The sequence below is a fragment of the Azohydromonas aeria genome (genome assembly GCF_009760915.1).
Classification (GTDB): Bacteria; Pseudomonadota; Gammaproteobacteria; order Burkholderiales; family Burkholderiaceae_C; genus Azohydromonas; species Azohydromonas aeria.
The window spans coordinates 1-14,886 of record NZ_VIDQ01000065.1 but is presented as its reverse complement, the minus strand read 5'-3'; the positions used below and the strand labels follow the sequence as shown (position 1 = coordinate 14,886).

General features: G+C 65.3%; 9 protein-coding genes and 1 pseudogene. 3 read left to right on the top strand and 7 right to left on the bottom strand.

Annotated features, from left to right (window positions below):
- Positions 1-8: 8 nt before the first annotated feature.
- The 6 genes from FJ694_RS27305 to FJ694_RS27280 all read right to left on the bottom strand — a co-directional run bounded on the left by FJ694_RS27305 (position 9) and on the right by FJ694_RS27280 (position 10,168).
- Positions 9-1,289 (bottom strand): PepSY-associated TM helix domain-containing protein, encoded by a 1,281-nt coding sequence (locus tag FJ694_RS27305; protein WP_157270704.1) that lies wholly within the window; start codon positions 1,287-1,289, stop codon positions 9-11.
- Between the two features lie 7 nt (positions 1,290-1,296).
- Entirely contained in the window at positions 1,297-3,816 is a 2,520-nt protein-coding gene (locus FJ694_RS27300) for a TonB-dependent siderophore receptor (RefSeq protein WP_157270703.1), read from the bottom strand.
- Between the two features lie 139 nt (positions 3,817-3,955).
- Positions 3,956-6,397 (bottom strand): TonB-dependent siderophore receptor, encoded by a 2,442-nt coding sequence (locus FJ694_RS27295; RefSeq protein WP_157270702.1) that lies wholly within the window; start codon positions 6,395-6,397, stop codon positions 3,956-3,958.
- A 148-nt stretch (positions 6,398-6,545) separates the two neighbouring features.
- Positions 6,546-7,790 carry a FecR family protein gene (locus FJ694_RS27290; protein WP_198321021.1) on the bottom strand — a complete coding sequence of 415 codons (1,245 nt, stop codon included), beginning with the start codon at positions 7,788-7,790 and terminating at the stop codon, positions 6,546-6,548.
- Positions 7,791-7,887: 97 nt separating this feature from the next.
- Complete coding sequence (locus tag FJ694_RS36815) at positions 7,888-8,427, bottom strand: sigma-70 family RNA polymerase sigma factor (RefSeq protein WP_198321020.1); 540 nt, start codon at positions 8,425-8,427, stop codon at positions 7,888-7,890.
- Between the two features lie 631 nt (positions 8,428-9,058).
- A complete protein-coding gene (locus FJ694_RS27280) occupies positions 9,059-10,168 on the bottom strand; it encodes a hypothetical protein (protein ID WP_157270699.1) in 1,110 nt (369 codons plus the stop codon).
- Between the two features lie 401 nt (positions 10,169-10,569).
- Between FJ694_RS27280 and FJ694_RS27275 the strand changes: the two genes are divergently transcribed.
- Positions 10,570-10,833 (top strand): hypothetical protein, encoded by a 264-nt coding sequence (locus tag FJ694_RS27275; RefSeq protein WP_157270698.1) that lies wholly within the window; start codon positions 10,570-10,572, stop codon positions 10,831-10,833.
- Positions 10,834-11,163: 330 nt separating this feature from the next.
- Positions 11,164-12,228, top strand: a complete 1,065-nt coding sequence (locus FJ694_RS27270; protein WP_198321019.1) for a hypothetical protein — start codon at positions 11,164-11,166, stop codon at positions 12,226-12,228.
- A gap of 249 nt (positions 12,229-12,477) precedes the next feature.
- Here the strand turns inward: FJ694_RS27270 and istB are convergent.
- Positions 12,478-13,218: pseudogene (istB, locus tag FJ694_RS27265) on the bottom strand (IS21-like element helper ATPase IstB).
- 791 nt (positions 13,219-14,009) lie between these two features.
- Between istB and FJ694_RS27260 the strand changes: the two are divergent.
- The gene (locus tag FJ694_RS27260) at positions 14,010-14,402 is read left to right on the top strand and encodes a hypothetical protein (RefSeq protein ID WP_157270696.1); all 393 of its coding nucleotides are present in this window, start codon (positions 14,010-14,012) and stop codon (positions 14,400-14,402) included.
- Positions 14,403-14,886: the final 484 nt, after the last annotated feature.

Sequence of the window (14,886 nt, the reverse complement as noted above, 5' to 3'; positions counted from 1 at the left end):
TCCGATCGCTACAACGCGCTGCCCCTGCCAGGACGGCTGTGGGACAGCGTCTGTTGCCGCCCGGCATTCGCAACCCGGGCCAGGCGCTTCTTCCACCAGACCACGACGCCCGTGACGCTGACCACTGCCACCAGCAGCCCCACGAGGGTCATGAAGATGCGAAACGGCAGTCCCCAGACATGCGCCATGTGCAAGGTGGTGATCCAGCTCGTGACGGTGTCGCCGGCGGCCTCGCCCGTGGGCAGGACGGTGCCGCTCAGCTTGCCGGTCCTCGCGTCCACGAAGAGGGCCGACTGGCCGCGGTGGTCACTGATATCCCGGTCGGTGCGCACGACATACCGCAGGTAGCCCTGCTTGGGGTCGTAGGACACGCGGTCCTCTTCCAGCACCGTGAAGCCCTTCAAGCGAGCTTGCAGCGCCATGTGCTCGCGCGCCAAGGCGATGGCAGCGGGCCAGCCGAGGGCCGGCTCGGGCTCTGGCTCGTCCAGGGCAGCCAGCGACTCCTTCGGGTCGGGCTGCAGCTGGAACACCGCGCCCATCAAGGGACGGTAGAGGGGTGCGTACAGGTTGAACGCCACGCTGCTCCAGGCCACCACGAGCAGCATGGCCCAGGGCCACAGCCCGCCGGCGCGGTGCAGGTCGAAGTTCAGCTTGTAGCTGCCCCCTCGCCAGCGCACGGCCCAGGCGGGTTGCCACCGCACCCACCAGCTCCTGTTCGCCCTGGTTCCCTTGCGCGGGCTAACGGGGAAGGTCAGCCATGCCCCGACGAAGCAGTCGATGGTCCAGAGCAGGGCCACGATGCCGAAGATCCAGGTGCCCACGGTGCCCAGGGCCAGCGAGTAGTGCAGTCGGTAGAGGAAGGGCATCAGGTTCGTGATGCCTTGCGTGATGTCGCCCCACTTGCGCGCACCGAGGATCTCGCCCGTGTACGGATTGACGAAGACCTCGTCCACGGCCAGTTCGGCGGACTGTTCCGAGGCAGCGGTTGCCGCTTCGACGTAGAAGAGCCTTGCGTCTTCAGGCCGGCCCTGATGGAAGGACAGGTAATTCACCTGCGCGCCCGGGTAGGCCTCCTGTACCTGCGCACGCAGCATGAGCGGATCGAGCAAGGGACCTGCAGATCCCCCGGGCGTCGCCCGCGGCGGCTCCACCCGGAACAGGGCAGGGTTGACCGCCGCATCCAGCTCGTGATACCAGACCAGCAGCGAGCCTGTCAGCCCGGCGATGAGCAGGAACCCTGCCATCACCAGGCCGACGTAGCGATGCACGATGACGGCGGCGGCGCGCATCGGCGGCTCAGAAGCTGAAGTTGGCGGACAGGCGCACCGTCCGTGGTGCGCCGAACTGCAGCGCGCCCCACGTGGTATTGGCCAGATAGCGCTTGTCGGTGAGGTTGTCGATGTTCAGGCGGTAGGTGACCTGCTGGTCGCCCGACAGCCTGTGCGTGTACTTCGCACCGGCATCCAGGCGCACATGGCTGTCCGCCATCCACAGGTTCGCGGCATCAACGGCCTTCCTGCCACCGAAGTACAGCCCGCCGTTGACGGACAGGCCGGGCAGCCACTGGTTCAAGGCGTAGTCGGCGAACAGGTTGGCTTGCCAGTCCGGCACCCCCTGCGGCTTCTTGCCGAGCAACGCGGCGTTGCTGGTTTTCTGGATTTCTGCATCCAGGAACGCCAGGCCCGCGATGAGCCGCAGCTCCGGCGTGATCCGGCCGCTGGCGGTGAGCTCGACGCCGCGATGCACCTGGCGGCCGTCCTGCACGCGGGTGCGGGTGCCGTTGCCGTTGTTGACGTCGATCTCCAGGCCCTTGTTGATTTCGAACAGGGCCGCCGTCACCAGGGCGTCACGGCCCAGCTCCCACTTGACGCCAGCCTCGTACTGCTTGCTCTTGAGCGGCGCGAGCTGCTGGTTGTTGTTGGTATAGGTGGGGCCGCTGACGACGCCGCCTTGCTCGATGCCCTCGGCGTAGCTGACGTACAGCGTTCCCGCCGGCACGGGCTTGTACACCACCCCCAGCGTCGGATTGACCGAGGACTTGTCGTAAGACTTGGCGGCGGGTGCTGTAGCCGAGCCTTCGAATTGCTGGATGCTGGTGTGCCGCAAGCCACCGAATACGCGCCACTGGCTGTTGATGACCAGGTTGTCGGTGACGAACCAGGCCTGCTGCCTGGTACGGCTTGCGAGGTAGGCCGGCCCCGCGTCGTTCGGCCCCAGCGGCGGCCTCGGCAGGCCTCTGGGGCTGAACAGGTTGTCGAAGCCGATGGACTGGTACACGGCCTCCGGGTAGATCATGTCCCGCTGCAGCCGGTCGTATCCGAACGCCAGCTCGTGCCGCATGGCCCCTTGCTGGACGTCGCCCTGGAACACCAGTTGGTAAGCGCGGTAGTTGCGCTCCTGGTTGGGGGCGTAGTAGATGTCCGCCTCGTATTCGCCGTCGGGCGCCACGGTGTTCCAGACGCTGGAGGCGTTCTGGTCACGCTTGAGGCTGCTGTCGTGGACGGCAAAGGTGGTCTTCCACGTGTCGCTGATTTGGTAGTGGGCGCGCGCCACCGCATAGGTCTGCCGGTTGGGTTCCCTGGCCCACGCCTGGGCAGCGTAAGTCTTGGGGCCCAGCCGCGGGTAGGCCGCCTGGGCGGCTGCGACGGCCGCGGCATCTTCGTCCCAGCCCCACCACCACAAGCTTGGCGTCCTCACGCTGATCTTGTTCAGGCGCTGATGCTCCAGGTCGAGTTCCAGCGACAGCTTGTCGCCGAGCTGCCAGTCGAAGAAGCCGCTGAAGAACTTCTTGTCGCCCTCGAAAGCATCGACATGGCTGCGCAACTCCTCTGCGGCCACGTTGATGCGGTAGCCGAACTGCCTTTGGTCGCCCAACCGCCCGCCGACGTCCGCGTGTGCGCCACGGCTGCCGTGGCCGTCCGCGGTCAGGGAGATGTTGCGCAGCGGCTCGCTGGTGGGTCGCTTGACAGCGTAGTTCACCGTGCCGCCCGGGGAGGTGGCGCCGTAGCGCAGCGCCGACAGGCCCTTGTTGATCTCGACCGCGGCCTTGTTCTCCAGCGCGATGGAGCCCTGGTCGTTGATGCTGAACCCGTCGCGGTACACCGCGTCCGTGCTCAGGTAGAAGCCGCGCACGTTGACCCGGTCGTACCACAGCGGGTCGTCGGCCGGACTGACCGAGGGGTCGTTCTTGATCACGTCTAACAACGACTTGGCCTGCTGGTCCCGGATCACTTCGGCGCTGATGGTGGTGGTCGAGAAGGGCGTGTCCAGCACTTCCTGTTCACGGAAGCCAGAGACGGAGGATCGCTTGTTTCGATAGCCTCGTTCCTGCCTGCTGGCCAGTGGCGTGTCCGCCGTGGCCGTGGCTCTCACGGCCGGCAGGACGGCTTCCGCGTCGGCCGACGCCGATGCCGATGGAGCTGCCGTGACCACCACCGCGGAGCCTTCCACCGATGCCGTCAACCCGCTGCCGGCCAGCAGCCGCTGCAGCGCCTGCTGCACCGTCAGGGGTCCCGACACTGCCGGCGCGAGCTTGCCCGCCACCAGTCCCGCCGCAAACGTCATCTGCAGGTTCGCCTGCCGCGCCAGCTCGTTGAGCGCCTGCCCCAGCGGCTGCGCCGGGATGTTGAGGGGGAGGGGCGCTGCCGCGCTGGCCGTGCCACCTTGGGCCTGGGCCAGCGGCGCGTGGCCGGCGGCCAGTGCCAGGGTCATGGCGGCCGCCAGGGCCAGGGGGGCGGGGGTGAAGCGCTTGCGCGGCGGCGTCGGTCGCATGGGTGGGAACTCCTCGGTCGGTCGTTGATGGCCGGGCCGGCGCACCCTGCGCCAGACCCTCTCTACTGAAGAAGACGCGCCACCCCCACACGATCCTCACGTCGCGAATGAGAATTCTTCAAAGAATCTTTCATTGCTCTGGGGCTTCGCCACCGACCCGGACCAGGCCTGCCCGCATGCCGGCTCAGAAGTTGTAGGTCGCCGATACGCGCACGTTGCGCCCGGGCTGCAAGTGGATGTTGTTGCCGTGGGTGTAATAGACGCGCTCTTCCGTGAGGTTGCCCAGGTTGGCCTGGTACGCCCAGGGGCCGGCGGCATAGCCAAGGGCCAGGTCATGACGCGTGTACGCCGGCAAGCGGAAATCGGCGTTGGCGGAGGAGGACCGCCGATCGCTGACCCGTGCCAGGCCGTATCCCACCCACCAGCCCTGCAGCGAGTTGTCGAGCCGGTACTTGGTCCACAGCGCCAGGTGATGGCGTGGTGCATCGACCAGCGGCACACCGACTTGGCTGGCGTTACTGTCACGCGTGGTACGCGCGTCGGTGTATGCGTAGCCGAGAGAAACGTCCCACCGGCGGTTCACGGCCCCGGCCAGTTCGAACTCGAACCCCTCGCTGCGCTGCTCCCCGGCCAGCACCGACCGATTGCCCGTCGGATCGCTGGGGTCGGGTGTCTGGACGTTGCGCTTGGTGATTGTGAACACCGACGCCGTGGCACGCAGTCGATCCGGAACAAGCTCGTGACGCACACCGATCTCGAACTGGCGGCTCTTTTCCGGCGTGTCGAACAGGTTGCCCGCGCTGTCTGCGAACAGGTTCGGCGAAAAGCCCGTGGACAGGTTGCCGAACACATCGGTCCGTGGCGCAGGCGTCCACACCACGCCCAGGCGCGGACTCACGCCGCGGCTGTCCGCTGCCCCGTAGTTCACGGATTTGTCCGTGGTCCTGTAATAGCCTTGCGTGCGGTCGAGGCGCAGCCCGAACATCGCCCGCCATTGTGGCGAGAAGGTGGTGTGCCAGTCTGCGTAGAGGGCCTGGAACCGGTTGCCGTAGGTCTCCGGCGGATAGCTGTCCTTCAGTTCCGTGCCGGAAGGGAACGCGTACCCACCGTACACGGGCCTGAAGACATTGAGTGCGGGCAGGTCGCGCGAAGGGTCGGCCACGCCTCGGAAACCGTACTCGCGGCCGCTGTGGCCCACCTCGAAGCCGAACAATGCCCGGTGTTGCAAACCGGCCATTTCGAAGGCTCCGTGCACCTCATGCTGCAGCACCCAGCTGTTCTCGCGTTGATTGGACGCGATGAAGTTGCGCGACAGATTGCCCGCACCATCGATGTCCCCCACACCCGAGTTGATCTCGAAGCTGTTGGAACGTGTGCGGTGGGCCCCCAGCCGCTGCCGCAGCGACCAGCGCCCATCGCCGAGGTTGTGCTGCAGCGCATAGAAAAGGTTCAGCGACTCGTTGTCCGACAGCGGCTGATTGGGCTCGCCGGTGGAGAAGTCGAAAGGCAGCCCGAGGATGAAGCTGCGTGGCGGCAGACCGCGGTTAAAGCGGTAGTCGTTGCGAAGGTAACCCACCTCAAGGTCGACGGTGGTGTGATCGCTGACCAGCCACGTGATGGCAGGCGCAATGGAGAAGCGGCGGTTGCGATCGAAATCCCGATGCGCATCGCTGTCCTCGGCACTCACGTTGAGTCGTGACAGCACCCGGCGCTCGTCGTCCACGGCACCGCCCAGGTCCATTTCGACGCGCTTGGTGTCGAAGCTGCCCAGAGTGACCTTGGCCGTGGCCAGCGGCTTCGCTACGGGTCGTTTCGTCACGATATTGAGCGCCCCGCCCGGTTCGCCTAGGCCGAACTGCACGCTGGCCGGTCCCTTGACCACCTCTACGCTGTCCACGTTGGCCGACTCGACGGGCACGCCGAATCCGGAGATCCGGATGCCGTTGATGTAGGTGTCGTAACTCTCGAAGCCGCGGGAGCGGATGCCCGCGCTGCGGCTGGAGTAGGCCGGCGAGACCGGCCTGACCCCGGCAATCGTCTCGACGGCTTCGTGGATGGACAGCACGCCCCGGTCTGCCAGTGATTCGCGCGGCACGATCTGGATGGTCTGTGCCTGTTCGCGCACTGTGACCGGCAGACGGCTCAGGCCTGCCGATGGCCTCACCGGCAGCAAGCCGACGCTCCTGGTCGATGAAGAATCGACAAAAGCACCTGCCGCAACGGTCACTGGCGGCAGCGTGGCCGCGCTCGAAGCAGCTGGAGTCGCGGTGATGACCACCGTTGCTGCGTCGATGCTGAACGTCAGGTCTTGCTGTGCGAGCAGTTGCTGCAGCGCTTCTCGCACGGTGAATCTGCCGACGATGGCCGGCGCGGTCTTCCCGGCCACCAGCGCCGCCGGGAACGTCATCTGCAGGTTCGCCTGCCGCGCCAGCTCGTTGAGCGCCTGCCCCAGCGGCTGTGCCGGGATGCTGATGGCGATGGGCGCTGCCGCGCTGGCCGTGCCGCCCTGGGTCTGGGCCTGGGCCTGGGCCTGCGGCGCGTGGCCGGCGGCCAGCGCCAGGGTCATGGCGGCTGCCAGGGCCAGGGGGGCGGGGGTGAAGCGCTTGCGCGGCGGCTTCGGTCGCATGGGTGGGAACTCCTCGGTCGGTCGTTGATGGCCAGGCCGGCGCACCCGGCGCCAGGCCCCTTCTACCGAGGAAGACGCACCACCCCCACCCGATCCTCACGTCGCGAATGAGAATTCTTCAAAGAATTTTCCGCTGCCCCCGACCGCGTCATCGCGCCACCACTTCTGTGACTTCGCCCCGCCGCACCAGCCGCACCGGCAGCACCTGCGGCAGCGTCTCGGCAAAGCGCTGCCATTGCCGGATGCTGTAGCTGCCACCCACCGGCAGCGCGCCCACGGCGGGGTCGCGCACCACCAGGCCGGTGCGGCCGTAGCGCTCGAACTCGGCTATGGCTTGCCCCAGCGGGGTCTGGTCGAAGCTCAGGCGCGTGTCGCGCCAGGCGGCGATGGCGCTGGGCGGCAGGCTGGCCACCGGGCCGATCACACCTTGGGCATCGGCCACCACGCTCTGGCCGGCCGTCAGTTCCACCGCCTGCGTGCCGCTGGCATGCCGCTCGGGCCCGGCCTGAGCGCCGTCGATGGGAGCCACACGCACGCGGCCTTCCTCCACCGAGACCACGGTCTGTCCGGCATCCAGGCCCGTGCCGGTGTGGCGCACCGAGAACCGGGTGCCCACCACGGTGATGCGCAGCGCGCCCGCGTAGACGTGGAAGGGCCGCTGCGCATCGGCCCGGACCGCGAACATGGCTTGCCCCTCCTGCAGCCGCACCTCGCGGTGGTCGCGGTACAGGCGCACTTCGGTGCGGGTGGCGGTGTCGAGCTGCAGCCTGCTGCCGCTGGAGCCGTTGGACCCATCACCATCGGGCAGGCCGGCAGTAAGCTGCTGCCCGCGCGCAGTGGCGTAAGCCTGCTCGAACACAGGCTGCCGGCGCCAATGCTCCCAGCCCATCCAGCCTGCGCCCACCATGGCGAAGGCCAGCCCCGCGGCGGTGGCTTGGGGCACGAGGGGGCGCAGGTTGCCCAGCACACCACCCAGCAGGCCCGTCAGCCAGGGCTGGCGGTCCGGCTTTTGCGACTGGGGAACGGGTGTGCTCCAGGGGCGGGCCGGCGCTTCGGCCGCCATCGTCGGCGGCGGAGCGGCAGCGGTGCGGTCGGCGTGCGGCAGGCCCGCCTTGAACTGCGCCACGTCGGCATCGGGCAACTGCTTCACGTCGCCAAAGGTGGCGTCCATGTCCTCGAAGGCTTCGGCGTGGCGGGGGTCGGCGTCCAGCCAGGCCTGCAGCCGGGCTTCACCCTGCTCGTCCAGCCCGTTGCGCTTGCGCGTGACCCAGGTCGCGGCCTCGATGTCCAGCGGATCCTGGGACTGGGCAAAGGCCTCGAACTCGCGCTCGTCGGCGTCCGCTGCGGTCGTGGACTCGGGCCGTCGGGGCAATGAAGGCAGGGTAGGAGGCATGTCGAGAGGCAATGGGCAGCTCTTGTCACTGTAGACGCGCGAGGAGGGGCCGATCCTCACGTCCGATCGGACCTGACGTGCCCGGGAAACACCCGGGCTACGCAGTGGGCGCCTGGGCTTTGTCCGCAGCGTTGCTCTGCCGCGCGTCGGCGCGCAACCGCCGTTCGCAGAGCTTGCAGGCCACCATGCCTCGCACGATGTGCTTCTCCACCATGCTGACGGTGATGCCCATGTGCTGGGCAACCTGCGCATGGCTCATTTCGTCGAAGACGTGCAGCACGAAGGCTTCGCGGCAGCGGGCAGGCAGGGCCTCGATGGTGGCGGCGTAGGCCCTGACGATCTGCTGCGAGGCCAGGGCTTCTTCGGGCTGCAGGTGCCGCGGCGCGCAGGGATGCTGCTCTTCGGGGAGGGCGTCGATGTCGTCGTGCCTGCGCACCTCGGCACGACGATGCTGATCGATGACCAGGTTGCGTGCGGTGCGGTAGAGCAGAGCTCGCACATCCAGCACGGCTTGGCCGGAAGCCTGGACGCTCAGCACACGCACGTAGCTGTCCTGAACCAGATCGGCCGCAGTGTCGCGGTCGCCGACTTGGCGGGTCAGAAAGTTCAGCAGTTCGCGGTCGTAGCGCTCCAGCACGGCAGAACCCACGTGTGGTTGACAGATACCGTGCACCAGGGGCGTGTGAAGCTTGGTAGCGGCTGCTCCACGGCACGTTACGGAATGAGAATCGTTCCCATTATTGCAGACTTGATGAACGTCGAACTGCTTGGCATGCGCCTTTACGGTGTCGGATTCAGGCAGGCACGACCTGCTGCAGTAAGGAAGCGAACCGCAACATCGGTTGAAGGGCTGGCAGTTGGAGTGAGAAGTACTCGGTTGCTCAGCAAGCGCCGCCGCAGGTCTAGATAGGTTGAGTAAGAAAGTGTTCGTCCACTCCCCCCAATCCGCCCACGAGTACGGCTGCTGGAACTGCCCAACGCTGTGGCACTGTCTGCTATCACTGGAATCCCGCGCTTTCTGATCGCCATCCATAACCCTGGGCTGCACTGACGCGGTGTCGATAGCCCCAACCAGACGCCAGGGCAATGCTGTCAAATCACGAAACTGCCGATGCAGACCGGCGCCTCAATCAGCAGTAGTTGTTGATAACGCACGCGATTTGAAGTTATCAACCACAAAGGCACTACTCTGATCTGTGATGCGAGGAGGTAAGTCTGAGCTGGCCTCGTGGATACCGAGAGGCGTCGCCGCTTCCAGCCGATTGCCCTTAGTTCTTCGGTATCAGCATGTATGCCTCAAACCAAATGCCAGGATAAACGTAGCTGCTGAGATACCGGCCCGTGCCGACCATCGCGCCTTCTTCATTGATTGCACAAGCCGACGACACCCGGTACCAGCCTTCTGCCGGGCCCCGCGGCCACCAGCCGGCATACGGCAAGACGGGTGTCTTGCCCTTGTCGAGCCACGCAATTGCGCCGTCGCGCGGGTCCGCATTTCCGTCGAAGCGGAAGCCGCCCATCACTCTTTGGTTGTTGATGCAAAGCCCGCCTGTAGGGAAGTACGCGCCGACTGCAGGCAACAGCGTGCACTTGTTGTCCGTGTATATGAACGCCCGGCGGCTCCACAGGTAGTCGTTGGTGTTGTACACGTAGCCGGTCACGTCGCCCCTGTTGTTGAGCGCGGTGGGCATCAGGCTGTCGTAGCCTGCCGGGATGGGAAGCAACTGCGGTTTCCGGCCAACGCTCAGCAGCACCCCCTGGCGCACGCCCACTCCATTGAGGACCATTTCCCTAAAGCCCAGGATGTCCCCGCGCTCATTGATGGCGGTGGCCTGCGCGGCATAGCCGCCCCAAGTTCCCAGGTCAGTCAGCTTGTCCCGCCACCAGTAGGTCGCGTGGCTTACGCCGGGCGCCGCTTCGGACCAGCCCACGACTTCCGAACGGTTGTTGATGCCCGTGGCGAAGCTGTTACCCCCGCCCAGCGAAGGTAGTGTGGTCAGTTGCCCGCGCCACCAGCGAAACGCCTGTGTGAAGCTGCCTTGCCTGAACCAGCCGACGGTCTCGGTCCGTGAATTGATGCCGGTAGCCTCGCCAGGGCCATCGGTGTAGATCGGCTTCGGTGCCTCGCCCAGCTGGAACAGCGCAGGGCGATAGCCGCCCTGGATGTTGAAGTACACGTAGCCCGCGGCTTCACGCTGGTTATTGAGCGCGAGGGCTCCGCTGCGGCCACCTTGGAACCGCCCCAGGCCCACGGCCTTGTAGAAGGGATTGTCAGGTTGAGATGCTGCCGGAGCGTCCTGGGCCAGCGCAGCCTTCGCATACATGCTGGGCACGAGACCGGCCACGGCCGCGTGCAAAGCAAAGTTCCTTCGCTTCATGCCCTCTCCTCGGAATAGCCGGTCGAGGGTAGCGAGAAGCCTTCTGCTTCCCATCCCCGAGGTAAGTCATTGGCTGGGTCAAACATGCCACCAAGCGGTGCTCTGCTGGTCTGCCTGCTTTCCTGCGCACTAGGAACCGATAGCGCGGCGGTTGCACCAAGTGCCGACCTGGAGCCTTGACGGCCGGCTAGGGGAACTCGTCCAACTCGGTCCTACCCTAGCGTGGAGTCTCACGATCACTTCCGATAAGTCCGCTTCCCGGAACCAAAACAGAGGGCTCCGCGCTATGCACGAGCACATCAGCAAGCCGTGGCGGCGCCCGTCACCAGAGCTGTTCTGAACGAAGGCACCGCCACGCGGCCAAGATAAGTTGACGCCGGCCACTCCAGCTGACACCGGTCGTGCACGTCGAGGTGGAAGGCTCCATCTCGGCGGCAGCGTCTGTGCACCCGACCAAGAACGAGATGGCCAATGCCCGCCAGCCTGACAAGGACTGGCGGTCTGACCTTTACGTCGTCAGCCGGATCGAGCTGGTTCAGGACGAGGCCGGCGCTTGGTCCGGCATCGGTGGCGTGGCCGATGTCCACGAGGACTGGTCGCCTGACGAAGATGACCTCACCGCGACGGAGTTCGTCTACAGGGTTCCCGAGCCCAGGCAGCCCTAACTATCACCATTCCTGTGTACAGCCTGGCGTGGTGATGCTGGTCTATCGGGTGCAACCGCTGCTCGGTTAGGGGGCCTTGCCGTGCCCGGGTACGCCGGGGGCCGGTGAGCGACCACCACCCGAAGGCACTCCAGGAACAGTGCTGGTTTTTCCACCCCATCCCTTGCCTGATCCCGTCCCGCCGCCACCTCCACCGTTGCCACCTTGCGAGCCTCCTGCCGTGCCGCTTCCAGTACCCTTTGCCATGAGAGTTCCCTTTGATGCGCCCCAAGCTCTCCGGATGGCGAGCGATCTTGTCGGGCGGCGAGGGCAATGTTCTTGGAACTGAGGATGGCTGACCGAGGAAACGTGGAAACGCTACAGGACAATACGGCTAGAACCCTGCAAGGCGCCTTGATCCAGCCGTTTGAGGAGCTGACGATCCAGCGCGCGATGACGCTGTTTCCAACGGCCCTTGGTCTGCTGCCGGGGTGCCAAGGTCTGCCGTCGGACGATTTCTTGGCAAATCTGCTCACGGGGCGCCGATCCTTCCTGGCCTACATCCGCAGAGGTTTTGGCCGGGACTTCAAGAACTTTGAGAACTACGCGCTGCAAAAGGTGCGCACCTCGCCGGCTGTTCGCGCGCGCTTGCTCAACGCCGTCGGCAGTGATGAGCAACTGCTGGAACTCTTGGCAGAGCTATTGCGAAACGGCGTCTTGGCCCAGCGGCTCGCGGGGCTGACCAGGGCGGGCGAAGGATTTCTCTACATGCTCATGCGGGCCTCCTCGTCCGGGTCCTGCAAGTGCTCGAACTGCGGGGCCGAGATGGTGTCCCAGTCAGCACCATGGTGGGCCGGCCAGCGCTGTGTGCTGGGCGAAGCAGAGTCCCGGTTTGTCGACCGCGTTCTCTACGACGTGCTGGCGGTGTCGCTGATTCCCCTGATGTTCGGCGGCGGCTGGTCTCGACGGATTCAGGCCGCAGACTCTCTCGCCAGCCTCTGTGATGCAGGCGCGCATCCTTTCCGTCACTGGCTTGCGCTGGTGCAGCGGGCCTACCGTGCGAAAGACTTGACCGCACTTGCCACTAGGGCCGGATTGGACAGCCAGTTTCCTGACAGCCACTTGCAGCGCTGCGGCCGAGGCGAGATGCTGACCGTTGACACCATCACGTCGGTCACAGCGCGACTGCGAGCGCCCGACACTTTGCGGACTCAGGGCATGCATGCGCGAGCGCTTGCCTTCACGATCGACTTCCTTGTTGCGGCTGACAGCAGTCAGGAACCCTTGACGTGGAGCGAAGCACAAGCTGTGGTCGCAGCCCGAGTTCGTCAACTCGCTACCGACCTGTGGCTCAGTATCTCCAAGAGCGTTCGGCCTGTACCTCCGCAGCACTTGGAGCCTGAGCCGTTGAAGTAGAGCGGCCGCCCTGGGCTTGTCTGAGGAGCCTGCGAACCTGGCTGCGTATTCCACTGATCGCGGACACCCATTCCAGGCTGATCGCGGGCAGCGTTTCGCATGATCGCGGACACCCCGGGAGGGGTGCCTGAGTGACGGGCGCAATGGTAGTGCAGCTGCCCGCCATCACCGTGGAACGCTGTCCGCCTTCGCGTGGAACGCGGGCGCTGCGCCATGTCGATGGCCGCGGGCAGCGTGCCGCGGATGCCGTCAGCCCTGCGGCGGGTCCCGGCGCAGCGACTCGCCCTTGAGTTCGATGATGTGGGCTCCGTGCAGCAGTCGGTCCATGATGGCGTCGGCGATGGTGGGCTCGGCCAACCACTGGTGCATGGCATCCGTGGGCAGCTGACTGGTGATGAGGGTGCTGCGGCTGCCGACCCGGTCATCCATGCAGCAGCTTCAGCAAGTCCTGGCGTTCCAGGGCAGTGATCGGAGCGATGGCCAGATCGTCGAGCACGAGCACGTCAAGCCGCGCCAGTTGCGCCAGCCGGCGGGTGAAGCTGCCGTCGCCGTGGGCCACCTGCAGCTCCTGCAGCAGCCTCGTGGCCCGGGTGTAGAGCACCGAGAAGCCCTGGCGGGCAGCCTGCTGCGCCAGGGCGCAAGCCAGCCAGGTCTTACCGCAACTGGTGGCTCCTGTGAGGATCAGGTTGCGGCCGTGGCGGATCCAGTCGCCCTGGGCCAGCGCGGTGACGAGGTGGCGGTCCAGGGCACGGCTGGCACGCCAGTCGATGTCCTCCACGCAGGCGCTGCTGACCTTGAGCTTGGCGCTCTTCAACAGCCGCGCCACGCGCTTGCCGTCGCGCCAGTCCAGTCGCGCTGCACGAGCATCACCAGGCGTTGTTCGAAGGCCAGCCCTTCAGCGGCGGCCTGGGTGGCGCTGTCGTTGAGCGCGGCAATCATGCCGTCCAGGCGCAGGCCGTGCAGTTGGTCCAGGGTGTGTTGGTGAAGCATGGGAAGGTCTTGTTGGAGGATGAAGGTCGGTCGGCGCATCAGTGGTGGCTGTAGTAGCCGGGCCCGCGCACGTTGTCGTGGACCGGCTGTTGAAGTCCAGCAATTCGAATAGCGAGGTCCAGTAATTCTGCGAATGAGCATGGCGTGTAAGTCCGCGTCCAGCATGAAGAAGTAGGCAGATTGCTGTGGTCTGAGTCCTGTTGCTGAGCCACCACGCCAGCTCTGGAAGCCGCCCACAGTTTTCACCAGCGCCTCCGCGCAGGTCCGCTAATTCCGCCAGCGTGTTCAGTCCGCCAAGCCGTAAAGTTGGGGCCTGTGCAGCAGGGCAGGGTGCCGAGAGCACACATTGCCTGTTGCTACAGTCGTCGGGAACGCCTTCGGCACCATGCGAAAAGGCCAAACGGGTAGGGTTGTTTTCGACAGCAGCAGCTCTGCAGCTGTCGAACGCTTTTGCCGACACGGCGCAGGAGGTTGGGGGCACAGCGTCCGAATTGAGTTCGGTCTTACCGGAGATCGATCCTGACGTAAGTTGTGCGGTCAACAAAATGGATGGCGCTCGCCGAATTACTGGACCTATTCGCGGAATTGCTGGACTTCAACAGGTGGAGTCACTAATGCTCTGGCAGCAGCGCGAAGGCAGTGCAGTTCTCAAGGGTACCGCGTGGTCAGCGAAATCCTTGAGCTTGCTCAAGGGCACAGCGCCGAACACTACGAATCTCACTGCCAGTGCCTTGGGGGGCACGGGCGTGAAATACAGTGTGCTCTACAACAGCGAACGACAGGAGGAATAAATGCCGACGCTCTTCAATGACGAAACCGAGGGGGCTGGTGTAGGCGAACGCGGGCCAGTCAGGGCACTGCAGGCTTGGCAGTATCTGATCGCCAGGGCGGCAAACCGACAGATCGTGCGGTACAAGGAACTGCGCGACCTCATGGACTACCCGAACGACAACCCGCTGGCGGGAATCCTGGGGTGCGTCGCGTACTACTGCATGCAGCACGACCTGCCTCCGTTGACCGTGATCGTGGTCAACAGGCATGGAGAGCCGGGAGGAGGCTTTCCGATTCCTGCTGGCGCGACCATAGGACAGCTGCGTGAAGACGTGTTCGAGTACCCGTGGTTCAAGCTGATGCCGCCGACCATTGACGAGTTCGCCGAGGCCAGGCGACTTGCCCGGGAGTAATGGCCGGAGCTCGAGAGCCCCGGCTGTTGACGCCGACGTCAGAATGAGCCGCCGTGCCAGGAGGGTACTGCGCCGCCTTGAATTGGAAAACTGCTTGCTTGATCAACGGCTTGTGCTATGGCGCCTAGCTCAGCAGGCGGTCGGCAAGTTGACAGAAGACGGCTCACTTCTGGCTCGGCGCCAACACTCAACGGCATCGACATGCTGAACTTCATGCGCTGGTACCCACGCCGCCGGAAACCAAGCTTTCCGGCCGCGCCCCAGGCCTCGTAGGGCGCTTGCCCCCGCTTTTAGCCGCTCCCGCTCATTTATTGTACACTTAGTTGCATTCTTTTTGGTTTATCGAGAATGAATTTATTAGGGAGGCTCTGCTTTAACCGGTTTTGACAATGGTAGGCGGGGCGTCAGCGAATCAGCAGCAACTCGGCCGAACAGCTTGGCCCCGAGTTCGCCAGCAAAGGCCATTGCGCAGCAGGAAGTTGAG